The sequence below is a fragment of the Pseudomonas sp. MPFS genome, from assembly GCF_022537035.1.
Lineage (GTDB): Bacteria > Pseudomonadota > Gammaproteobacteria > Pseudomonadales > Pseudomonadaceae > Aquipseudomonas > Aquipseudomonas sessilinigenes.
The window spans coordinates 1,626,539-1,646,913 of the sequence record NZ_CP066123.1 but is presented as its reverse complement, the minus strand read 5'-3'; the positions used below and the strand labels follow the sequence as shown (position 1 = coordinate 1,646,913).

Sequence of the window (20,375 nt, the reverse complement as noted above, 5' to 3'; positions counted from 1 at the left end):
CTTTGCCGGAAGCGAAGCCCCTTGAGCAAAAAATTTCCGTGCTATCAGATGCTTGCGTCGATTACAGCGGTACGCCGAGGCGCTGGGCCACTTCTTCGTAGGCTTCGATCACGTCACCGAGGCCCTGGCGGAAGCGGTCCTTGTCCATCTTCTTCTTGGTGTCCTTGTCCCACAGGCGGCAACCGTCCGGGCTGAACTCGTCACCCAGGACGATGGAACCGTCGCTGAACACGCCGAACTCCAGCTTGAAGTCCACCAGCAGCAGGCCGGCGTCGTCGAACAGCTTGCTCAGGACTTCGTTGACCTTGAGCGACAACTCTTTCATGCGGGCCAGTTGCTCGGCAGTGCCCCAACCGAATGCCACTACGTGGGATTCGTTGATGAACGGGTCGCCCTTGGCGTCGTCCTTGAGGAACAGCTCGAAGGTGTAGGGGTTGAGCTTCATGCCCTCTTCCACACCCAGGCGCTTGACCAGGCTGCCAGCTGCATAGTTACGCACCACGCATTCGACCGGGATCATGTCCAGCTTCTTCACCAGGCACTCGTTGTCGCCCAGCAGCTTGTCGAATTGGGTCGGCACGCCCGCGGCTTCGAGCTTCTGCATGATGAAGGCGTTGAACTTGTTGTTCACCATCCCCTTGCGATCCAACTGCTCGATGCGCTTGCCATCGAACGCCGAAGTGTCGTTGCGAAACAGCAGGATCAGGCGGTCGGCGTCATCGGTCTTGTAAACCGATTTGGCTTTGCCACGGTAGAGTTCTTCACGTTTTTCCATGATGGGCTCCGCTTGCTAAGTAGGTGGGCTAGGCGATGTAGCGCCAGTCGAGCCCTGAATCTTGATCGGCCAGTTGCAGCCAGTCCGGATCGCACCCGAGGGTGTCGACAAAACATTGCCGGGCCAGCTGCGGCAGGTTGTTCTTGCTGCTCAGATGGGCCAGGACCAGGTGTTGCAGGCCCTGCCATCCCAATTCGGCCACCAGGCTTGCGGCCTGATGGTTGTTCAAATGTCCCTGGTCACCGCCAACCCGCTGCTTGAGAAAGTACGGGTAGTGACCGCGCGCCAGCAGGTCGCGGCAGTGGTTGGCCTCGATCATCAAGGCGTCCAGGCTACGGTAGCCGCCCAGCACATCAATGCCATAGGAGCCAAGGTCCGTCAGCAGGCCAAAACGCCGCCGACCGTCGCTGAAGACAAACTGCGTAGGTTCCTGGGCATCATGGGCAACGGCAATCACCTCGATACCCAAGGCACCGATCTGCAGCCGCTCGCCACCACTGACAAAACCTGCCGCCTCAACCGGCTTGCGCATCCCGCGCAAGGTGCCCTGGCTGAGGTAGACCGGTAGATTGTAGCGCCGCGACAGCAAGCCCACGCCATGCACGTGATCGGCATGTTCGTGGGTCACCAGGATAGCGCTCAGCTGCGCGGGATCGACTCCCAGTCGCAGCAAGCGCCGCTCGGTTTCTCGCAGGGAAAAACCACAATCCACCAGAACACAGGTATCGGCGCTGGCGATCAGCGTGCCATTCCCTTGGCTACCACTGCCGAGAACGGCAAAACGCATCCAATCAGCCCAGGTTGTCCTGAATCACGCCCAGCACCTTGCGCGCCACATCGGCGGGGGCAACGGTGTTGATGTTCTTCTCGACAGTGACCTGTACGTTCTCGCCCACCTTGCTCAGGCGAACCTGATAGCGCTCGGCACGGGCCTCGATTTCTTCCTTGGCCGGCTTGCTGCCGAACAACTTGCCGAAGAAGCCTGGCTCGTCGTTCTTCTTCTCGGCTTTTTCGGCCAGGTTGATGTAGTACAGGCCCAGGCTGCGGTTGATGTCTTCAACCCGCCATTCGCCCTGCTCCAGGGCACGACCCACGCTGGACCAGGCACGATCGAGGTCGGCCCCCAGGTTCAGTACCGGGTTGCCGCTGCCGTCTTCGCTGAGGCTGACTCGGCTCGGGGTATCGAAATCACGGGCCGCCAGCAACGATACCGAACCGCCTTTCTCGGAGGTGCGGCTCATGCTTGCCAGCATGTCGTCCACCAGGGCGGCGTCCAGACCAGTGTTCACCGAACGATTGGTGAACTCCACATCCGCGCTGCTTCCGGCAGGACGCTCGGCGCTGACCACATAGACTTCACTGGTGTTGCGCTGCACGCCCGGCTCGATACGCACTCGTACGCGGGTCTCGCTGTCAGCGGCGACGCCGGCACTGGCCAGGCGCTTGGCCACGGCAGCTGACAGTTCGTCGGAGCGCTGCCAACGGGTGGTGAATTCACCGGTCTGCGGGCGCTGCTGGTCCAGGCGGAAACCATTGTCCTGGAAGAACTGCACGGCCACAGGCCAGACTTCAGCCGGTGGGTGCTGGGCCATTACCCAACGGGAATCGCCGCTCTTCTGCAGGGTGTAGTCGCTGGAGTCGGCAATGGCCGACAACGGCAGCGGACGAGGCACTTCGTACTCGCCCTTGACGTTGTCATCGGCAACGTTGCGTGGAATCGGCAACAGCGGATCCAGGCGCTTGGAGGTCTGGACATCCGTTGGCAATTGCATCGGTGCTGTTTGTTGCGCTTGCAGGTAATCGCTACCCCGGTCACGGAAGTAGCCTTCCGGCCCCCAGATCCAACCGCAGCCACTGGTGCTGGAGATAATCAAGGCAAGTGCGGAAAGTCCGGCCATTCGCTTCATGCGTTGTACTTCCTCAATTAAACCAAGACGCCGGACTGGCGCATGGCCTGCCGCAGCGGTTCGTGACAGGCAGCACTGAGCCAGGTGAGCGGCAGACGGATACCGTCCGGCATCATGCCCATTTCGTGCAGGGCCCATTTCACGGGAATAGGGTTGGATTCGATGAAAAGTGTCTTGTTCAGCGGCATCAGGGTCTCGTGGATCGCCCGGGCCTTGTCGGCATCGCCAGCCATGGCTGCGGCGCACATTTGGCTCATGGCCCGTGGCGCGACGTTGGCGGTCACCGAGATATTGCCCTTGCCGCCCAGCAGGATCAGCTCCACGGCAGTGGCGTCATCGCCGGAGTACACCAGGAAATCGGCAGGCACGCCGGCCAGGATCGCCTTGGCCCGGTCCAGGTCGCCGGTGGCTTCCTTGATACCGATGATGTTCTTTACGCTGGAGAGGCGAATCACGGTCTCGGCCTGCATGTCGCAAGCGGTACGGCCCGGCACGTTGTAGAGGATCTGCGGAATGTCCACCGCCTCGGCGATCGTGCGAAAGTGCTGGTACAGGCCTTCCTGGGTCGGCTTGTTGTAGTACGGGGTCACCAGCAGGCAGGCATCGGCGCCGGCGATCTTCGCATTGGAGGTCAGTTCGATCGCTTCGCGCGTCGAGTTGGCGCCAGTACCGGCAATTACCGGGATGCGCCCAGCCACCTGATCAACCACCCGGCGGATCACTTCGATGTGCTCGTCGACGTCCAGGGTAGCCGATTCACCTGTGGTGCCGACCGCCACGATGGCGTTGGTGCCCTCTTGCAGGTGAAAGTCCACCAGTTTGCTCAGGCTGTCCCAGTCGAGATTCCCCTGTGCATCCATGGGTGTGACCAGTGCCACCATACTGCCCGCAATCATGCAACCGCTCCTGCCGGAAAAAGAGAGCGGTAATGGTACTGGCGCCAAGTTCCTTGCACAAGCGAAGTCCCGCACCCTGAGCATTCCCCTGAGCGATGGTTTTCGCTACCCTTCAGCCTTTGATTGCTACTGAATAAGCACATAAGCCGGGTTATCGCCTGCCTGCTGGTTCTGCAAAGCCCCACTCTTGTGTTGCCTGCCCGTGTTCCGCGAGTTTCGGGACCCGCCGTCGGCTTGAGGTTCAAGGCCCATCCAGACCCGTCCACGGCCCTTGCCCGCTATTGGCTTGTTAACAGTGGCGACCGCTCATCGCTTTAGGAATGCTGCATGTCCACCCCCACAGTTCGCGAACAATTCCTTGTCATCAGTGCCCTCGGCGCCAACCCCATGGAGCTGACCAACGTCCTGTGCCGCGCCAGCCATGAAAACCGCTGCGCCGTGGTGACCTCGCGCCTGACCCGGCACGGCGAGTGCAGTGCGTTGGTACTGGAGGTTTCCGGTAGCTGGGACGCCCTGGCGCGCCTGGAAAGCAGCCTGCCGTTCCTGGCCAAGAAGCATGCCTTCACCGCCAATGTAGTGCGTAGTGCCGCCCTGGAGAATCGCCCCCAGGCCTTGCCTTATGTCGCCTACGTCAGTGCAGCCTATCGTCCCGACATCATCAACGAGCTGTGCCAGTTCTTCATAGACCACCAAATCGAACTGGAAAACCTCACCTGCGACACATACCAGGCACCGCAAACCGGCGGCACCATGCTCAATGCCACCTTTACCGTGACCTTGCCCGCCGGGACCCAGATCAGCTGGCTGCGCGATCAGTTCCTGGACTTCGCCGACGCCATGAACCTCGATGCCCTGATCGAACCCTGGCGCCCACAGAACCCCATGTAAGGAAACCCTCATGGCCGTAGCTATCGACCAACCCGTCGCCGATTTCCAGGCCCCCGCTACCAGCGGCCAGACCGTCAGCCTGTCTGGCCTGAAGGGCAAGCAGGTGGTGATCTATTTCTATCCCAAGGACAGCACTCCGGGTTGCACCACCGAAGGCCAGGGCTTTCGCGACCAATACGCCGCCTTCCAGGCTGCCAATACCGAGGTTTTCGGTATTTCCCGCGACGGCCTCAAGTCCCACGAAAACTTCAAGTGCAAGCAGCAATTCCCCTTCGAGCTGATCAGTGACAAGGACGAAGCCGTCTGCCAGCTGTTCGACGTGATCAAGCTGAAGAAGCTCTATGGCAAGGAATACCTGGGTGTAGACCGCAGCACCTTCCTGATCGACAAGGACGGCGTGCTGCGCCAGGAATGGCGCGGCGTGAAGGTTCCCGGTCATGTCGATGCGGTACTGGCTGCCGCCCAGGCACTGCACAAGGCTTGAAAACAACGGGGCGGCATAAGCCGCCCCACTTGCATCTACCGGCCCTGCACTAGAGCAGAGGCGCCACCACCGGGTCTTTTCGTGGCCAGGCATCCAGTACGGCCTTGAACAAGGTCGCCAGGGGAATCGCAAAGAATACCCCCCAGAATCCCCATAACCCGCCAAACAGCAGCACCGCACAGATGATCGCCACGGGATGCAGGTTCACCGCACCGGAGAACAACAGTGGCACCAGCACGTTGCCGTCCAGGGTCTGGATGATCCCGTAGACCGCCATCAGATAGATGAACTGATCACTCCAGCCCCACTGGAACAGTGCGATCAGCGCCACCGGCACCGTCACTATCACCGTGCCGACATACGGCACCACCACCGAAATCCCCACCAACAACGCCAACAGCGCCGCATAGTTCAAGCCAAGCATGACAAAGGCGACATAGGTCACGCCGCCACAGATGACGATCTCGATGACTTTGCCACGGATGTAATTGGCAATCTGCTGGTTCATTTCATGGGCTACCCGGGTAATCAGGGCCCGCTCTCGCGGCAAGTAGCCAATGACCCAGCGACTGATCATCGCCCGGTCCTTGAGGAAGAAGAACACCAGGATGGGCACCAGCACCAGGTAGATCATGATGTTCACCAGCAACGGGAGGCTGGACAGGGAGAACGTCAGCGCCCATTGCCCGAACTTGCCGATTTCACCGCGCGCCACCTCGATAGCCTGGAGCACCTGCTCATCGGATACCAGGTGCGGATAACGCTCAGGCAACAGCAACAACAGCGACTGCCACTTGGCGAGCATACCCGGCAGCTCGTTGAACAACGTGATCAGCTGGTGCCAGAGCAACGGCACCACCACCAGGATGAACAACAGCAGCACCCCCATGAACAGCGCGAATACCAGCCCCACCGCCGCAGCCCCGGGCAGGCGCAAGCGCTCCAGGCTCACCACCAGGCCTTGCATCAGGTAGGCCAGGACCATGCCGGCCAGCACCGGCGCAAGCATCCCGCCCAGGGTCAGTACGGCCGTGAAGGCCAGGAACAGCAGGACGGCCAGCACCACCGCCTCTTCATCCGAGAAGTAGCGCTGTATCCAGTCGCGTAGCACTTTGAACATCAATGATCCTTAAAAGATGAAAGCGGTGAACGGCGCTCAGGCCTTTTTCAGCCAGTAGCGATAAACCCCGGCATCGTCCTCTTCGCGCAGCAGGGTATGACCGGCCAGCCGGGCGAAAGTGCGAAAGTCGCGCTGGGAGCCAGCATCGGTGGCAATGACCTTGAGCACCGCGCCACTGGCCAGGCGATTGAGCTCCATCTTGGCCTTGAGCAGCGGCAGCGGGCAGTTCAAGCCACTGGCATCCAGCTCGGCATCATGGGTGACAACATCCGTCATGGCGTTACTCCGGTAATCGATTCAAGGTGCCTAGAATACCCTGCGAGGCCAAGCTGCCGACAAATAAGACAGCCTGAGAAATCAACACGCAACTGGGGTACGCGCTGCTGGTGTAGACGCAGGATATTGCCGAAAAGCACCTTTTTTCGATCAGAGTTTTCAATGCTATTGTCTGGTCCCCAGGCAGGTGTCCAGCTACAGTAGACCCTTTGTCGATTAAGGCTTTGTGCATGAATTTTTTGCGCCCTACCCTGCTGACGCTCGCTTGCCTGCTCGCCTCACCGGGCTTCGCCGACGACCTGCCGTCACTCGGTGATGCCAGTTCAGCCATTGTCTCGCCACAACAGGAATACCAACTGGGCCGTGCCTGGCTGGCCCTGCTGCGCAGCCAGGTTTCGCAACTCAACGACCCGCAACTCAAGGACTACGTCGAAAGCAGCGTCTACAAGCTGGTGGAGACCAGCCAGGTCAATGACCGCCGCTTGGAATTCATCCTGATCAACAGCCCACAACTCAACGCCTTTGCCGCTCCAGGCGGGATTGTCGGGGTCAATGGCGGGCTGTTCCTCAATGCCCAGACCGAGGGCGAATACGTTTCGGTACTGGCCCACGAACTGGCGCACCTTTCCCAACGCCACTTCGCTCGCGGCGTCGAGGCCCAGCAACGGATGCAGATCCCCATGATGGCCGCGCTACTCGCCGGCATCGTGGTGGCCGCCGCCGGCGCTGGCGATGCAGGGATCGCGACCATTGCCGGCACCCAGGCAGCGGCGATCCAGGAACAACGGCGCTTCTCTCGGCAGAACGAGCAAGAGGCTGACCGGATCGGCATTCTCAACCTGGAGAAGGCCGGCTACGACCCTCGCTCGATGCCGACAATGTTCGAACGCCTGATGCGCCAATACCGCTTCGATGCCAAACCGCCAGAATTCCTCCTCACCCACCCGGTCACCGAATCACGGATTGCCGACACCCGCAACCGCGCCGAACAGGCCAGGCCCGGGGGAGTCGAGGACAGCTTGCGCTATCAACTGATCCGCGCACGGGTGCAACTCAATTACGAAGAGTCTCCGGGCCTGGCGGCCAAGCGTTTTCGGGCCCAGCTCGATGAAAACCCAAAGAACGACATCGCTCGCTACGGACTGGCCATCGCCCAGCTCAAAGGCAGCCAGTGGAACGAAGCCAGAGAGAATCTCAAGCCATTGCTGGCCAAGTCGCCCAACGACATCACTTACAACCTGGCCCAGATCGAACTGGACATGAACAACAATCGCCTGCCGGACGCGCAGTCGCGCGTCGAGCGGATGCTCGGCCTGTATCCGAACAACTATCCGCTGAACCAGATCCGGGTCGACCTGATGCTCAAGCAGAATCGCCCCAGCGATGCGGAAAAAGCCCTGGAGGGCCTGCTCAAGAGCCGGCCTAACGACCCAGACGTTTGGTACCTGGTCGCAGAAACCCGTGGCCTGTCGGGCAACATCATCGGCCTGCATCAGGCTCGGGCCGAGTACTTCGCCCTGGTGGGCGACTATCGCCAGGCCATTCAACAGCTGGATTTTGCCAAGCGCCGTGCCGGAAGCAATTTCCCCCTGTCCTCACGAATCGATGCTCGCCAGCGCGAGATGATGGACCAGGAACAGATGGTCAAGAACATGATGCGCTGACCCCGGCAACAACAAAAAAGCCCGCCTCTTGTGAGGCGGGCTTTTTATTGGGTTAACCCCGGGGCTGGCGAATTATTCCGCCAACTTGAAGGTAATGAAGCTGGCTCGGCCCTGGCGCAACACGCGCATGGACACCGAACGATTCTTCGGCAGCGCCTTGGCGATCTCGGTGAACTCCTTCGCCGAGGTGATCGCCTGGTTGTTCAGGTGCGTGATCACATCACCTGGCTGCAAGCCGATCATCGCGGCCGGGCCATCCTGGACTTCCTTGATGACCACGCCACTCTTGAGGTCGTAAGCCTTCTTCTGCTCTTCGCTGAGTTCGACCACGGCCACCCCAAGACGATTGCTGCTACGCTCGACACCGGATTTGGACGCCTGGCTCAGGTCCTTGTCTTCTTCCGGGATAGCGCCAACGGTCAGCTCGATGTTCTTGCGCTTACCATCGCGAATCACTTCCAGGTTGGCCTTGGCGCCCGCCTTGAGTGCCCCAACCAGATGTGGCAGGTCCGCCGACATGACAATCGGCTGGCCATTGAGACTGAGGATCACATCACCGACCTGCAGGCCGCCCTTGGCCGCAGGGCCATCGTCCTGGATCTGGGCGACCAGGGCACCAGCCGGTTTTTCCAGGCCGAAAGATTCAGCCAGGTCCTTGTTGACCTCCTGGATCACCACACCAAGCCAGCCACGGCTGACTTTGCCGCCTGCCTTGAGCTGGGAAGAAACATCCATGGCCACGTCGATCGGAATGGCGAAAGACACTCCCATGAAGCCGCCGGAACGGGTATAGATCTGCGAGTTGATCCCTACGACTTCACCCGCCAGGTTGAACAGTGGACCACCCGAGTTGCCTGGGTTGATCGGCACATCTGTCTGGATGAACGGGACATAGTTCTCGTTGGGCAAGCTGCGGCCAATGGCGCTGACGATGCCCTGGGTCACCGTGTGATCGAAACCGAATGGCGAGCCGATGGCCACGACCCATTGGCCAGCCTTCAGATCCTGGGATTTACCCAGCTTCAGCACTGGCAGGTTCTTGCCGTCGATTTTCAACAAGGCCACATCGGAGCGTGGGTCGGTACCGATCAGCTTGGCTTTCAGTTCGCTGCGATCGGCCAGGCGCACGAGGATCTCGTCGGCGTCGGCGATTACATGGTTATTGGTCAGGATGTAGCCATCCGGAGAGATGATGAAGCCCGAACCCAGCGATTGGGCCTCACGCTGGCGATCCCCGCGAGGAGAGCGCTGCTGGGGCATGCCTCGCTCGAAGAACTCGCGCAACATGGGCGGCAGCCCTTCAAGGTCAGGCATCTGCGCCGAAACACGGCGATCAGGCAATTTCTGGGTAGTACTGATGTTCACCACCGCAGGCGACGCCTGCTCGACCAGTTGCGTGAAATCAGGCAACTCGGCGGCCTGGGCAGAAACAGCCTGCCCAAGCACCAGCACAGTGGCAAGAATGGTGAAGTACGACTTCAAGCGTGGTATCGACATACGGCTCCCGTTACGACGAGCGTGGTTAAGCGATATGGAACAAGCCGTGCCGTAGTAGCAGGGGCGGCACTTTTATTCCAGGAACGACGAATAAGGTCAGAACCGAGGGGGCTCTGACCTATAGAAAAACTCTGGGAATTTTGCAAATGAAATTGTTCACCGAACATTTCATCTTCTCAATTGTGAAGTAGCCATCCCTGCCCTCTTGCACAACCAGCGACGCTTCATTGCTTGGTGCTGGAGTCAGAACGCATCGACAAGGCGATACGCTCGGCAGTACCAATAGGAATTTCCCCGACCACAGTGACCATCATTTCGCCGTCGGGCGTGGTCAGGCGACGAGACACCGCAACGGTAGGCCCAAGCTGAGTCCGAGTATCGGTGACCGTCGCGCCATTGAGCGGTTCGAGAAACACCGAGAAACGCGCCAATCCATCGTCATACAGCAGGCTGTTGACCATGACCTTGGTTTCAGGGTCCTTGCGGGCGCTACTGCTGGTCAGTTCGAAACCTGGCGGAAGCCAATCGGAATGCCATGCCTGCGTAGCCTTGATCGCCGAGGCCTTGTCGCTGTCCAGCACTACGGCCTTGCAATTGCCGCTAGGACGTAGCTCGGCATCCCCAGGCACATCAGCCGTATCCAGCTGGGTGAACTGGAAACGCTCGAGCAACTGCCCCTTGTCGTTCAATAACAGCGACTTGAGCGGTAGCCCGGTTTCACGATCCAGATGCAGTTCAAAACCGTAACGGTGCTGGTCCCTGGGCGCGAGCGAAACGATGACTGCCGGACGCCCAGCCACTCGCGACTTGCCGATAACGGCAAGATCGTACCAATTCTTGAGTTTCTGCGGGTCCAAAGAACGCGCCGCAGAATCGGGCGAGTCTCCCAAGCCTGCGACCAGCGCACCACTGACGCATTGAGTGCGACCATCGACGCGCACGACCTCTTGGGCGGAACCATCGAGCTGGATCAGCCGCTCAACAACCTTCCCATCCTGGACTCGATGCCAGATGTTATGGGTGGAGAAACTGCCATTGCGCTCGTAAACGAAGGTACCTTGAAAGCTTTGCTGTTGTTCCGCTTGCCCAAGACTCTGCAGCCAGTCCTGGGCTTCATCGGCATGGGCTGGAACCACGAACCAGCCACTGAGCAGAAGCGAGAGTAGAGGGATGGCGCGCATGATCCTCCTTAACGGTTTTCCAAGCTCGCCGCACGAGCATAAGGCAGTGCGCTTTCAGTGCCTTTGAGTGCAGCTTGCTGGGCATGCTGACGCAGATAGCTTGGCAGACGCTGGTCATGCCAACCTGGCTGCCCTTGCAATACGCCATTGGCCATGGGGCCTGTGGCTTCCGAGCTTTCATTGTAGCCGGCCAATACCGCTGGACCTTTGACCTGAGGCGTTACCAGAGGAGGTTGACTTGCCTGTTGGGCTAATTCGACACCCGCAATCTCGTCGTGGTTATACAAACGTACACCAGCCAGCACGGCCACGGTCACCGAAGCAGCGACTGCCAGGCGACCCAGGCTGCGCCAAGGACCACGGGAAGTCTTGGTCGGTGTGGCTTCATCAGCCAAGGCTGCAGAAACGGCAGCGGCGATATCCAGACGCGGAAGCAGCAACTCCTTGTGCATGGCGGCCCGAGCGATCTGATAACGAGCCCAGGTCTCACGGGTCTCCACTTCGTCGACGGCATTCAATACCCGACGTAATTCCAATTCGTCCGCTTCGTTATCCATCACCGCGGACAGCGATTCCTGCAGGGCTTCACGACTCATGGCGGTTCCTCTCTTGGCTGTCGCCGCTGTCTCAGGTTTCCTGCAACAACGGCTGCAGGGCTTTGTCAATGGCTTCCCGGGCGCGGAAAATCCGGGAGCGCACGGTACCAACCGGACATTGCATGACGCTGGCAATGTCTTCATAACTCAGACCATCGAATTCACGTAAAGTTAACGCTGTACGCAAATCTTCCGGCAATTGCTGGATGGTTCGATGGACAGTGCCCTCGATCTCATCCCTTAGCAGTGCACGCTCCGGTGACTCAAGATCTTTCAGGCCATGATCGCCGTCATAGAACTCCGCATCCTCGGAACTTACATCGCTATCCGGCGGCCGGCGGCCGCGTGAAACCAGATAGTTTTTCGCCGTGTTGATGGCGATGCGGTACAGCCACGTGTAGAACGCGCTGTCACCTCGAAAATTACCTAGTGCACGGTATGCCTTGATAAAGGCTTCCTGTGCCACATCCTGGGCTTCATGGGTGTCGTGCACGAAACGCACGATCAACCCGAGAATTTTGTGCTGGTATTTCAGCACGAGCAGATCGAACGCTCGCTTGTCGCCACGCTGAACGCGTTCGACCAGCTGCTGATCCTCTTCCTGGGTTAGCATGAACACTCCTCGATAAGCTCGGAGGAGGCTTGCATCACTAATCGATCAGGCTTGCAAACATAGACTCGGGCTTTTCGCAAAAGTTCTCCCCCTCCAAGCAAGTTTCCTGCGGGCTCTGAAGCGGCACGCACGAAAAACGCAGCGCGGGCTAGGCCGGCTGCGCGAATAATCCTGTCATCGATTCCGACCGAGGGAAATACACTGCAAACCCTGGGTAAAACCGACGCTGTCCCTTCTTTCAGGCAACCTTCTATTGAGTTTGGAGCCTCGGCAAAAGTTCCCAATCTTTATAGCTGCGCTGGACGAAGATTGTGTAACGCTAAAGAGAAAAACAGCCCGGCGCCCTCGATCTACCCGGCTACGAACAACATCCAACACGCCGCAGTGATCGAGAACAACGCATTTGCTCAGCGAAGTCGCACAATGCCATGAAGGCGCGACTATTGTGCCGATCCCCCCCTCTATATACTAGTGGGCTGTGTGGCTGCTTCGACTCGCCGATTCAGGCGTCTTGCGCCAACCCCATATCGGGTCGCTTTGAGCGGAATCCATCAAATGAGCCAACAGTTTCAACACGATGTCCTGGTGATTGGCAGCGGCGCCGCCGGCTTGAGCCTGGCCCTGACCCTGCCCAGCCATATGCGTATCGCGGTACTGAGCAAGGGCAACCTGGCCAACGGCTCGACCTATCGTGCCCAGGGTGGTGTAGCCGCGGTGCTGGATGACACCGATACCATAGAATCCCATGTCGACGACACCCTCAACGCCGGCGCCGGCCTATGCCATGAGGATGCGGTGCGTTTTACCGTGGAACACAGTCGAGAAGCCATCCAGTGGCTGATCGACCAAGGCGTGCCCTTTACCCGTGACGACGAGTCCGGCAACGATGACAACGGCTTCGAATTCCACCTGACCCGAGAAGGTGGCCATAGCCACCGGCGGATCATCCATGCCGCCGACGCCACTGGCGCAGCCATTTTCACCACCCTGCTGGCCCAGGCCCGGCAACACGCCAATATCGAACTGCTGGAACAGCGGGTCGCCATCGACCTGATCACCGAAAAACGCCTGGGCCTTGGGGGCGAGCGCTGCCTGGGCGCCTACGTACTCAATCGTGCTACCGGTGAAGTCGACACCTTTGGCGCACGCTTCGTGATCCTGGCCTCCGGTGGTGCAGCCAAGGTCTACCTCTATACCAGCAATCCCGACAGCGCCTGTGGGGATGGCATCGCCATGGCCTGGCGTGCCGGTTGCCGGGTGGCCAACCTGGAGTTCAACCAGTTCCACCCCACCTGCCTCTACCATCCGCAGGCCAAGAATTTCCTGGTGACCGAAGCCCTGCGTGGCGAGGGCGCCCACCTGAAACTGCCCAACGGCGAGCGCTTCATGCACCGCTTCGATGCCAGGGCGGAACTGGCGCCCCGGGATATCGTCGCCCGGGCCATCGACCATGAAATGAAGCGCCTGGGTATCGATTGTGTCTACCTGGACATCAGCCACCAGCCGGAAGCCTTCATCAAGAGCCATTTCCCGACGGTGTACGAGCGTTGCCTGGAGTTCTCCATCGACATCACCCGGCAACCGATCCCGGTAGTACCGGCCGCCCATTACACCTGTGGTGGGGTGATGGTCGACCAACACGGCCACACCGACGTCCCAGGCCTGTATGCCATCGGCGAAACCAGCTTCACCGGCCTGCACGGGGCCAACCGCATGGCCAGCAACTCACTTCTGGAATGCTTTGTCTATGCTCGCTCGGCCGCAGCCGACATCCTCCGGCAACTGCCGCATGTCTCGATTCCCATCGCCCTGCCCGCCTGGGACGCAAGCCAGGTCACCGACTCCGACGAGGACGTGATCATTGCGCACAACTGGGATGAACTACGGCGCTTCATGTGGGACTACGTTGGCATCGTGCGCACCAACAAACGCCTGCAACGCGCCCAGCATCGAGTCCGCCTGTTGCTGGATGAAATCGATGAGTTCTACAGCAACTACAAGGTCAGCCGTGACCTGATCGAGCTGCGCAACCTGGCCCAGGTCGCCGAACTGATGATTCTCTCGGCCATGGAGCGCAAGGAAAGCCGCGGCCTGCACTACACGCTGGACTATCCAGGCATGCTCGACGAAGCCAAAGACACCATTCTCTGCCCGACCTGATCCGGCCAACGGGGCTTGAGCATGATGCGCCAGTCCCTTTCCGTCTCTTCGCAACACCTTCTTTGGGGCCAGCCCTCCCCCTAGACCGATCCCCATCTGCTGCGGCCGAACTTGAGCCGCACACGCAGTCGCCGGTGCTCATCGGACGCCATCGAGTCCCATGGCACGCAAATGCAATGAACCCAAGGCCGCCCCGGCAACCGAAAACGCAGCACCACGATCAATGGCAATGCCAGGCTATCGGGACGCAGCTCCACAGCCTGCCAACCCCGTGCCGGGCTCCACAATTGCCAACCGCTGGTACCGTGGCGCAAGCACCTGAATGCCCGGGAGTGGCTCAGCAAGACCTGCCGGGGCAACACCCAGGCGCCGTGCAGCAGGCACGACAAAACCGCCAGTACCTTGGCAACTGAAGGGATATCAAGCAGGAAGATGGCGCCCAGGGCCATGGCCTGGGCCAGCAGGTACGCCGCCAGCAGCAGCCTTGAGGCCTGCCAGCGGCATTCGAACAACTTACTTGGGTTGGACACGGTCCAGGATCATGCGCACCATGCGCTGCAACTCAGGGTCCGAGGACTCGCTGCGCTCCATGAACCAGCCGAACATGTCCTGGTCCTCGCATTCGAGCAACTTGCGATAGCACTCGCGGTCGGTCTCGTTGAGATTCGGGTACACCTCCCTGACGAACGGCACCAGCAATACATCCAGCTCGAGCATGCCGCGACGGCTGTGCCAGTAGAGGCGATTCAGTTCAACATCTTCAACCATGGAACGCTCCTCAAATAGGGCGCCAGTATACAGCCCGAGGAAAGCGATGACAGTCGGCTTTGGTCGTCCACCGCCTATCCTTTGTGAACTATCCATTTCAAGGGCACCCCCTTATCATGTGCCCCAGACTTTTTACCCTGCGATGACCCATGGCTGACTCCGCTTTTTTCTGCCCCCTGTCCCACGAAGGCGTACTCGCCGTCCGCGGCCCCGACGCCAGCAAATTCCTGCAGGGCCAATTGACCTGCAACCTCAACTATCTCAGTGCCGACCAATCCAGCCTGGGCGCGCGCTGCACCCAGAAGGGCCGAATGCAGTCGAGCTTCCGCATTCTCCTGGAAGGCGACGGTTGCCTGCTGGCCATGGCCTGCGAACTGATCGAGCCGCAACTGGCGGACCTGAAGAAATACGCGGTGTTTTCCAAGGCCAAGCTCACCGATGAAAGCACCAGCTGGGCACGTTTCGGCCTTAACGCCGCCCAGCATGTGCTAGCCGGCCTGGGCCTGGAACTGCCCCAGGAAGCCGGCGCCGTGGTCCGGACGGACGACCTGATCGCCGTACGCGTCTCGACCGATCGCGCCGAACTCTGGGCCCGGGCCGAACGCGCCGAGAGCCTGCACCAGCAACTGATCGCACAACTGCCCCAAGGCGACTTGAACCAGTGGCTGCTGGGCCAGATCCGTGCGGGCCTCGGCCAGGTCATGCCGCAGACCCGTGAGCTGTTCATCCCGCAGATGCTCAACCTGCAAGCCGTGGGCGGCGTCAGTTTCAAGAAGGGCTGCTATACCGGCCAGGAAATCGTCGCGCGCATGCAATACCTCGGCAAACTCAAGCGTCGCCTGTACCGCCTGGCACTTGCCGGCGACGAGCTTCCCGCTCCTGGCACGCCGCTGTTTTCCCCAACCCACGGCAGCTCCATCGGTGAAGTGGTGCTGTCCGCCCAGGCATCCGGCCAGGTGGAACTGCTGGCCGTGGTGCAGGCCGAAGCGGTAGAGGATGACAACCTGCACCTGGGGACGCTCGAAGGACCTGGCCTGCAATTGCTGGACCTGCCCTACCAGTTGGATCGTGATCGAGAAATCCAGCGCTGATTGCCTGCCCCTTTCCTGCAATACCCTAGAGAATTGAAATGACTGAGCTGGCGGAAAAGGTCCAACAGGATTTGGTCGAGGCCATCGACAACGATGACCTGGTCCTGCCAACCCTCCCGGAGGTGGCCATGCAAATTCGCCAGGCCGCCGAAGACCCGGAAATCAGCGTCAGCACCCTGAGCAAAGTGATAGGCCGCGATACCGCGCTGTCGGCGCGGCTGATCAAGGTGGTCAACAGCCCGTTGCTGCGAGCGACCCAGGAAGTCACCGACCTACACACCGCCATCACCCGCCTGGGCGTCAACTACAGCAGCAACCTGGCCATCGGCCTGGTGATGGAGCAGATCTTCAACGCCCGTTCCGAGGTCGTGGAGCGCAAGATGCGCGATGTCTGGCGCCGGAGCCTGGAAGTGGCCGGGGTCAGCTATGCCCTGTGCCGCAGCTACACCCAACTCAAGCCGGACCAGGCGGCGCTCGGTGGCCTGGTGCACCAGATCGGCGTACTGCCGATCCTGACCTACGCCGAGGATCACTATGAGCTGCTGGCCGACTCGGTGAGCCTCAATCACGTGATCGAAGAGATCCACCCACTCCTGGGCAAGAAGCTGCTGCAAGTCTGGGAGTTTCCCGAACAACTGGTGCAGATCCCCGAGCACTACCTGGACTTCAATCGCCAATCCAGCGGGATCGACTACGTGGACCTGGTCCAGGTGGCGACCCTGTACTGCCACAAGGACAGCGACCACCCGCTCTCGCGCATCGATGCCTTCAGCGTACCGGCCTTCAAGAAACTCAAGATCGATCCGGACGACCAGGCCATGTGCAACGACCTGCAAGAATCCCGTTCGATGCTCTATTGAGAGCGTGCCTTGTCAGGACTCCCGGCCCGCGACAAAGCTCACCCGCACCTTCAATCCCGACGGCTGGCCGTCATGCAGGCTGATCTGCGCCAAATGTGCACGACAGATCTCGCCGACGATCGCCAGCCCCAACCCTGACCCCGCCACCTGCTGGTTACGTCGGTAGAAACGCTCGAAGACCCGGTCGCGCTCCTCCAGGGGAATCCCCGGCCCGTCGTCCTCCACCTCCAGCACCCCTGGTGGGGTAACCCGCAACACCACATTGCCGCCCGACGGGGTGTGGGCCAGTGCGTTGTCCACCAGATTGCTCAGCAACTCATTGAGCAGGGTTGGCTCGCCTTTGAGCCAGACCGGCTCGTCGGCTTCCAGGGCCAATGCCACGCCACGGGCATGGGCCAGGGGTGCCATGGCCATGCCCAGCTCCCGCGCCAGTTGACTGAGATCGAGCAATTGCGCACCGCCTTCGGCAATGGCCCTGGCGCCGTTCTCCACCCGGGCCAGAGACAACAACTGGTTGGCCAGGTGGGTCAGGCGGTCGGTTCCCTGGGCCGTGCTCTCCAGGGTGGAGCGCCAGGCTTGTGGTTCATTGGAGCGCAGCCCCAACTCCAGGCGCGCCTTGAGCGCCGCCAGGGGCGTGCGCAGCTCATGGGAAGCATCGGCGATAAATTGCGCCTGGCGCTCGAACTGCCCGCGCAAGCGTTCGGTGAAATGGTTCAACGCCCGCACCAGAGGCCAGAGCTCGCGCTGCACCGAAACCAGCGGCAAGGGCCGCAAGTCGTCCGGCTGGCGCTCCTCCACCGCACTGCGCAAACGCTCCAGGGGCCGCAAGGCGGCGCTCACCGCAAACCACACCAGGAGCAAGGCACCGATGGCCAGCATGCCCAGGCGCAGCAGGGTATCGGCCATCAGGCTGCGGGCCATGGCGACCCGAGCCTCATCGGTCTCGGCCACGCGGATTTCCGCCATGCCATTCATGTTCGGCTCGCTGACCGCCTTGAGCAGGCTCACCACCCGCACGTTCTGCCCCAGATAGCTGGCGTCGTAGAACCGCGCCAGGGCCGGATAGTCATCGGTACGCGGAGTGCCTGGTGGCGGCCCGGGCAGGTTCTCGTATCCGGAAATCAGTTGCTGGTGAATGTCGTTGACCTGGTAGTAGATGCGCCCGGCGCTATCATAGGCAAAGGTATCCAGGGCCACATAGGGCACATTGGCACTCAGGCTGCCATCGCGCTGGGACAGGCCGGCAGCGATGGTTCGCGCCGACGCCAGCAGGGTCCGGTCATAGGCAGTATCGGCCGCCTCGCGGCCATTCCAGTAGGCGCTCAGGCCGCTGGCCAGCATCAGCACCACCAGCAGCAGCGCCAGGTTCCACAGCAGGCGCCAGCGTAGGCTACTGGGCTTATGCATCGCGGCTTTCCAGCAGATAACCCAGGCCACGGAAAGTGACAATGGCCACCGCGTGGCCATCGAGCTTCTTGCGCAGGCGATGGACGTAGATCTCGATGGCATCGGGACTGGCCTCCTCGTCCAGGCCGAAAACCTGGGAGGCCAGTTGCTCCTTGCTCATCACCCTTCCTGGCCGGGCGATCAACGCCTCGAGCACCGCATGCTCGCGAGACGTCAGGGTCAACAGCACATCACCCAGAGTGAAACGCCGGGTATCCAGGTCATAAGCCAGCCCTCCACAGCGTTGCTGGCGCTCCCCGCCCAGCACGCTGCGACGCAGCAGGGCCTTGACCCGGGCCTCCAGCTCGCTCAGTTCGAAGGGCTTGGCCAGGTAGTCATCGGCCCCAAGGTTGAGGCCGTGGACCCGATCCTTGACGTCGCTGCGAGCGGTAAGCATCAGCACCGGCAGGTTCTTGCCTCGGGTCCGCAGGCGCGCCAGCACCTCGAAGCCATCCATGCGCGGCAGGCCGACATCCAGCACCGCCATGGCGTACTCCTCGCTGCTCAGTGCCAGGTCGGCGGCCACCCCGTCGTGCAGCACGTCCACGGTCAGGCCCGTGCTCTTGAGCGCCTGGGCGACACTTTCAGCCAGTTGCAGATGGTCTTCGACCAGCAGGACCCGCATGGTTTTGCACCTCGTTCAGGGGGGAATCGACAGTACTTTTGCGCGCGGAGTGTACCGCCGCAACCGCTGCTGTGAAGCCTGGAAACCGCGAAAGCTGGCTGAAAGGTTAGCGAAAGGTTGGCCCTTTAGAGTCCTGTTACGGAAAGTTTCGGCAGCCTTGCCGAGCTCCGCCGACATGCAAAGCGCCTCGAAGCGTTTTCATCAGAATAAGAACAATATCGGAGTACCACCGGATGCCATCCACGCACTCCCAGGCCAGCGCGCCTGTGCGTTTCTCCCGCCTGACCCCGACCGCCCTCGCCAGCGCCGCCGCCCTTGCCGCTCCGCTGACCCAGGCCGCGTTCTTCGAAGACAGCAGCGCCACCTTCGAAACCCGCAACATGTACTTCAATCGCGACTTTCGCGACGGCACCAGCGCCCAGCAATCCAAGCGCGACGAGTGGGCCCAGGGCTTCATGCTCAACCTGCAGTCGGGCTACACCGAAGGCACCGTGGGATTTGGCGTCGATGCCCTGGGCATGCTGGGCGTCAAGCTCGACTCCAGCCCCGACCGCACCGGCACCGGCCTCTTGCCGACCCACGACGATGGGCGCGCGGCCAACCAGTACTCCAAACTGGGCCTGACCGGCAAAATCAGGTTCTCCGCCACCGAACTGAAGGTCGGCAGCCTGATCCCCGAATTACCGATCCTCAAGCCCAACGACGGGCGCATCCTGCCACAGACCTTCCAGGGCGGCCTGCTGACCTCCGGGGAAATCAGCAACCTGACCTTCACCGGCGGCCGCCTGGACAAAGCCAAGGACCGCGACGACAGCAACTACGAGGACATCCGCCTCAACAACAAGAACAGCCGCTTCGCCGGCAACGTGGCCGGCAAACACTTCAACTTCGGCGGCCTGGACTACAAGCTCAGCGACAAGATCACCGCCAGCTACCATTTCGCCCAGCTCGACGACGTCTACAACCAGCACTTTGTCGGTTTGGTGGCGTCGCGCCCCATGGGGCCCGGCACCTTCGCCAGCGACCTGCGCCTGGCCATCAGCAATGACCAGGGCCAGGCCCGCGGTGGCAAAATCGACAACCGCGCCCTCAACGGCCTGGTGAGCTACGCCCTCAAGGGGCATAAACTCAGCGCCGCCTACCAGCACATGTCCGGCGACAGCGCCTTTCCCTATGTCGATGGCAGCGATCCATACCTGGTGAACTTCGTGCAGATCAACGACTTCGCCGGCGCCGAGGAACGCTCCTGGCAAGCCCGCTACGACTATGACTTCGCCAAGCTGGGGATTCCCGGCCTGAGCTTCATGACCCGCTACCTGAGCGGCGACAATATCGCCCTGAAGAACGGTGGCACCGGCAAGGAATGGGAACGCGATACCGAGCTCAAGTACGTGGTGCAGAGCGGCACCTTCAAGGATGTCGCGGTGCGCCTGCGCAATGCCACCTACCGCTCGAACTATTCGGCGCGCGATGCCGATGAAGTACGCCTGCTGCTGAGCTACAGCGTGGCCCTGTGGTAGAGAGCTGG

Annotated in this window: 21 protein-coding genes; 7 read left to right on the top strand and 14 right to left on the bottom strand. The window is 60.9% G+C overall.

What is annotated here, in order from left to right:
• Window positions 1–61: 61 nt before the first annotated feature.
• The 4 genes from purC to dapA are packed head-to-tail and all read right to left on the bottom strand — an operon-like array spanning window position 62 to window position 3,578.
• The gene (purC, locus tag I9018_RS07570) at window positions 62–775 is read right to left on the bottom strand and encodes a phosphoribosylaminoimidazolesuccinocarboxamide synthase (protein ID WP_011059799.1); all 714 of its coding nucleotides are present in this window, start codon (window positions 773–775) and stop codon (window positions 62–64) included.
• 28 nt (window positions 776–803) lie between these two features.
• Window positions 804–1,562, bottom strand: a complete 759-nt coding sequence (locus tag I9018_RS07565; protein WP_241109115.1) for an MBL fold metallo-hydrolase — start codon at window positions 1,560–1,562, stop codon at window positions 804–806.
• Between the two features lie 4 nt (window positions 1,563–1,566).
• Entirely contained in the window at window positions 1,567–2,682 is a 1,116-nt protein-coding gene (gene bamC, locus I9018_RS07560) for an outer membrane protein assembly factor BamC (protein ID WP_068580025.1), read from the bottom strand.
• A 17-nt stretch (window positions 2,683–2,699) separates the two neighbouring features.
• On the bottom strand, window positions 2,700–3,578 hold the full coding sequence (gene dapA, locus I9018_RS07555) for a 4-hydroxy-tetrahydrodipicolinate synthase (RefSeq protein WP_068580027.1): 879 nt from the start codon (window positions 3,576–3,578) through the stop codon (window positions 2,700–2,702).
• 327 nt (window positions 3,579–3,905) lie between these two features.
• Between dapA and I9018_RS07550 the strand changes: the two genes are divergently transcribed.
• Window positions 3,906–4,466 carry a glycine cleavage system protein R gene (locus tag I9018_RS07550; protein ID WP_068580029.1) on the top strand — a complete coding sequence of 187 codons (561 nt, stop codon included), beginning with the start codon at window positions 3,906–3,908 and terminating at the stop codon, window positions 4,464–4,466.
• A gap of 10 nt (window positions 4,467–4,476) precedes the next feature.
• Window positions 4,477–4,950 carry a peroxiredoxin gene (locus tag I9018_RS07545; protein WP_241109114.1) on the top strand — a complete coding sequence of 158 codons (474 nt, stop codon included), beginning with the start codon at window positions 4,477–4,479 and terminating at the stop codon, window positions 4,948–4,950.
• Between the two features lie 49 nt (window positions 4,951–4,999).
• Here I9018_RS07545 and I9018_RS07540 read toward each other — a convergent pair whose 3' ends face one another.
• Entirely contained in the window at window positions 5,000–6,070 is a 1,071-nt protein-coding gene (locus tag I9018_RS07540) for an AI-2E family transporter (protein WP_068580032.1), read from the bottom strand.
• 36 nt (window positions 6,071–6,106) lie between these two features.
• Window positions 6,107–6,346, bottom strand: a complete 240-nt coding sequence (locus tag I9018_RS07535; RefSeq protein WP_016963906.1) for a sulfurtransferase TusA family protein — start codon at window positions 6,344–6,346, stop codon at window positions 6,107–6,109.
• Between the two features lie 230 nt (window positions 6,347–6,576).
• Between I9018_RS07535 and I9018_RS07530 the strand changes: the two genes are divergently transcribed.
• The gene (locus I9018_RS07530) at window positions 6,577–8,010 is read left to right on the top strand and encodes a M48 family metalloprotease (RefSeq protein ID WP_068580033.1); all 1,434 of its coding nucleotides are present in this window, start codon (window positions 6,577–6,579) and stop codon (window positions 8,008–8,010) included.
• Window positions 8,011–8,082: 72 nt separating this feature from the next.
• Here I9018_RS07530 and I9018_RS07525 read toward each other — a convergent pair whose 3' ends face one another.
• The 4 genes from I9018_RS07525 to rpoE form a co-directional block, all read right to left on the bottom strand.
• Window positions 8,083–9,507 carry a DegQ family serine endoprotease gene (locus I9018_RS07525; RefSeq protein ID WP_068580035.1) on the bottom strand — a complete coding sequence of 475 codons (1,425 nt, stop codon included), beginning with the start codon at window positions 9,505–9,507 and terminating at the stop codon, window positions 8,083–8,085.
• Window positions 9,508–9,731: 224 nt separating this feature from the next.
• Window positions 9,732–10,688: a MucB/RseB C-terminal domain-containing protein gene (locus I9018_RS07520; RefSeq protein WP_241109113.1), complete on the bottom strand. Its 957-nt coding sequence runs from the start codon at window positions 10,686–10,688 to the stop codon at window positions 9,732–9,734.
• 8 nt (window positions 10,689–10,696) lie between these two features.
• Complete coding sequence (locus tag I9018_RS07515; protein WP_241109112.1) at window positions 10,697–11,284, bottom strand: anti sigma-E factor RseA C-terminal domain-containing protein; 588 nt, start codon at window positions 11,282–11,284, stop codon at window positions 10,697–10,699.
• 31 nt (window positions 11,285–11,315) lie between these two features.
• Window positions 11,316–11,897: an RNA polymerase sigma factor RpoE gene (gene rpoE, locus I9018_RS07510; protein WP_007930230.1), complete on the bottom strand. Its 582-nt coding sequence runs from the start codon at window positions 11,895–11,897 to the stop codon at window positions 11,316–11,318.
• Between the two features lie 555 nt (window positions 11,898–12,452).
• Here rpoE and nadB point away from each other — a divergent pair.
• Complete coding sequence (gene nadB, locus I9018_RS07505) at window positions 12,453–14,057, top strand: L-aspartate oxidase (protein WP_068580041.1); 1,605 nt, start codon at window positions 12,453–12,455, stop codon at window positions 14,055–14,057.
• A gap of 80 nt (window positions 14,058–14,137) precedes the next feature.
• Here nadB and I9018_RS07500 read toward each other — a convergent pair whose 3' ends face one another.
• Both I9018_RS07500 and I9018_RS07495 read right to left on the bottom strand, forming a co-directional pair.
• On the bottom strand, window positions 14,138–14,587 hold the full coding sequence (locus I9018_RS07500) for a protein YgfX (RefSeq protein ID WP_124345987.1): 450 nt from the start codon (window positions 14,585–14,587) through the stop codon (window positions 14,138–14,140).
• Entirely contained in the window at window positions 14,571–14,825 is a 255-nt protein-coding gene (locus tag I9018_RS07495) for a succinate dehydrogenase assembly factor 2 (protein ID WP_068580044.1), read from the bottom strand. Before I9018_RS07495 ends, I9018_RS07500 begins: the two co-directional genes overlap by 17 nt.
• 149 nt (window positions 14,826–14,974) lie before the next feature.
• On the opposite strand from I9018_RS07495, the gene I9018_RS07490 reads away from it, so the two are divergent.
• Window positions 14,975–15,916: a folate-binding protein YgfZ gene (locus I9018_RS07490; protein ID WP_068580046.1), complete on the top strand. Its 942-nt coding sequence runs from the start codon at window positions 14,975–14,977 to the stop codon at window positions 15,914–15,916.
• A 38-nt stretch (window positions 15,917–15,954) separates the two neighbouring features.
• Window positions 15,955–16,776, top strand: a complete 822-nt coding sequence (locus I9018_RS07485) for an HDOD domain-containing protein (RefSeq protein WP_068580048.1) — start codon at window positions 15,955–15,957, stop codon at window positions 16,774–16,776.
• Window positions 16,777–16,788: 12 nt separating this feature from the next.
• On the opposite strand, the gene I9018_RS07480 is transcribed toward I9018_RS07485, so the two are convergent.
• Both I9018_RS07480 and I9018_RS07475 read right to left on the bottom strand, forming a co-directional pair.
• Window positions 16,789–18,183 (bottom strand): sensor histidine kinase, encoded by a 1,395-nt coding sequence (locus I9018_RS07480; RefSeq protein ID WP_068580049.1) that lies wholly within the window; start codon window positions 18,181–18,183, stop codon window positions 16,789–16,791.
• Window positions 18,176–18,847, bottom strand: coding sequence for a response regulator (locus tag I9018_RS07475; protein ID WP_241109111.1), 672 nt, complete (start codon window positions 18,845–18,847; stop codon window positions 18,176–18,178). Before I9018_RS07475 ends, I9018_RS07480 begins: the two co-directional genes overlap by 8 nt.
• 233 nt (window positions 18,848–19,080) lie before the next feature.
• Between I9018_RS07475 and I9018_RS07470 the strand changes: the two genes are divergently transcribed.
• Complete coding sequence (locus I9018_RS07470) at window positions 19,081–20,367, top strand: OprD family porin (protein WP_241109110.1); 1,287 nt, start codon at window positions 19,081–19,083, stop codon at window positions 20,365–20,367.
• The last annotated feature ends 8 nt before the right edge of the window (window positions 20,368–20,375 follow it).

Coding starts and splice junctions, on each gene's coding strand:
- I9018_RS07490 (WP_068580046.1), top strand. CDS start 14,975: ATGGCTGACTCCGCTTTTTTCTGCCCCCTGTCCCACGAAGGCGTACTC.
- I9018_RS07520 (WP_241109113.1), bottom strand. CDS start 10,688: ATGCGCGCCATCCCTCTACTCTCGCTTCTGCTCAGTGGCTGGTTCGTG.
- I9018_RS07470 (WP_241109110.1), top strand. CDS start 19,081: ATGCCATCCACGCACTCCCAGGCCAGCGCGCCTGTGCGTTTCTCCCGC.
- dapA (WP_068580027.1), bottom strand. CDS start 3,578: ATGATTGCGGGCAGTATGGTGGCACTGGTCACACCCATGGATGCACAG.
- I9018_RS07480 (WP_068580049.1), bottom strand. CDS start 18,183: ATGCATAAGCCCAGTAGCCTACGCTGGCGCCTGCTGTGGAACCTGGCG.
- bamC (WP_068580025.1), bottom strand. CDS start 2,682: ATGAAGCGAATGGCCGGACTTTCCGCACTTGCCTTGATTATCTCCAGC.
- I9018_RS07495 (WP_068580044.1), bottom strand. CDS start 14,825: ATGGTTGAAGATGTTGAACTGAATCGCCTCTACTGGCACAGCCGTCGC.
- rpoE (WP_007930230.1), bottom strand. CDS start 11,897: ATGCTAACCCAGGAAGAGGATCAGCAGCTGGTCGAACGCGTTCAGCGT.
- purC (WP_011059799.1), bottom strand. CDS start 775: ATGGAAAAACGTGAAGAACTCTACCGTGGCAAAGCCAAATCGGTTTAC.
- I9018_RS07565 (WP_241109115.1), bottom strand. CDS start 1,562: ATGCGTTTTGCCGTTCTCGGCAGTGGTAGCCAAGGGAATGGCACGCTG.
- I9018_RS07475 (WP_241109111.1), bottom strand. CDS start 18,847: ATGCGGGTCCTGCTGGTCGAAGACCATCTGCAACTGGCTGAAAGTGTC.
- nadB (WP_068580041.1), top strand. CDS start 12,453: ATGAGCCAACAGTTTCAACACGATGTCCTGGTGATTGGCAGCGGCGCC.
- I9018_RS07540 (WP_068580032.1), bottom strand. CDS start 6,070: ATGTTCAAAGTGCTACGCGACTGGATACAGCGCTACTTCTCGGATGAA.
- I9018_RS07530 (WP_068580033.1), top strand. CDS start 6,577: ATGAATTTTTTGCGCCCTACCCTGCTGACGCTCGCTTGCCTGCTCGCC.
- I9018_RS07485 (WP_068580048.1), top strand. CDS start 15,955: ATGACTGAGCTGGCGGAAAAGGTCCAACAGGATTTGGTCGAGGCCATC.
- I9018_RS07545 (WP_241109114.1), top strand. CDS start 4,477: ATGGCCGTAGCTATCGACCAACCCGTCGCCGATTTCCAGGCCCCCGCT.
- I9018_RS07535 (WP_016963906.1), bottom strand. CDS start 6,346: ATGACGGATGTTGTCACCCATGATGCCGAGCTGGATGCCAGTGGCTTG.
- I9018_RS07515 (WP_241109112.1), bottom strand. CDS start 11,284: ATGAGTCGTGAAGCCCTGCAGGAATCGCTGTCCGCGGTGATGGATAAC.
- I9018_RS07525 (WP_068580035.1), bottom strand. CDS start 9,507: ATGTCGATACCACGCTTGAAGTCGTACTTCACCATTCTTGCCACTGTG.
- I9018_RS07550 (WP_068580029.1), top strand. CDS start 3,906: ATGTCCACCCCCACAGTTCGCGAACAATTCCTTGTCATCAGTGCCCTC.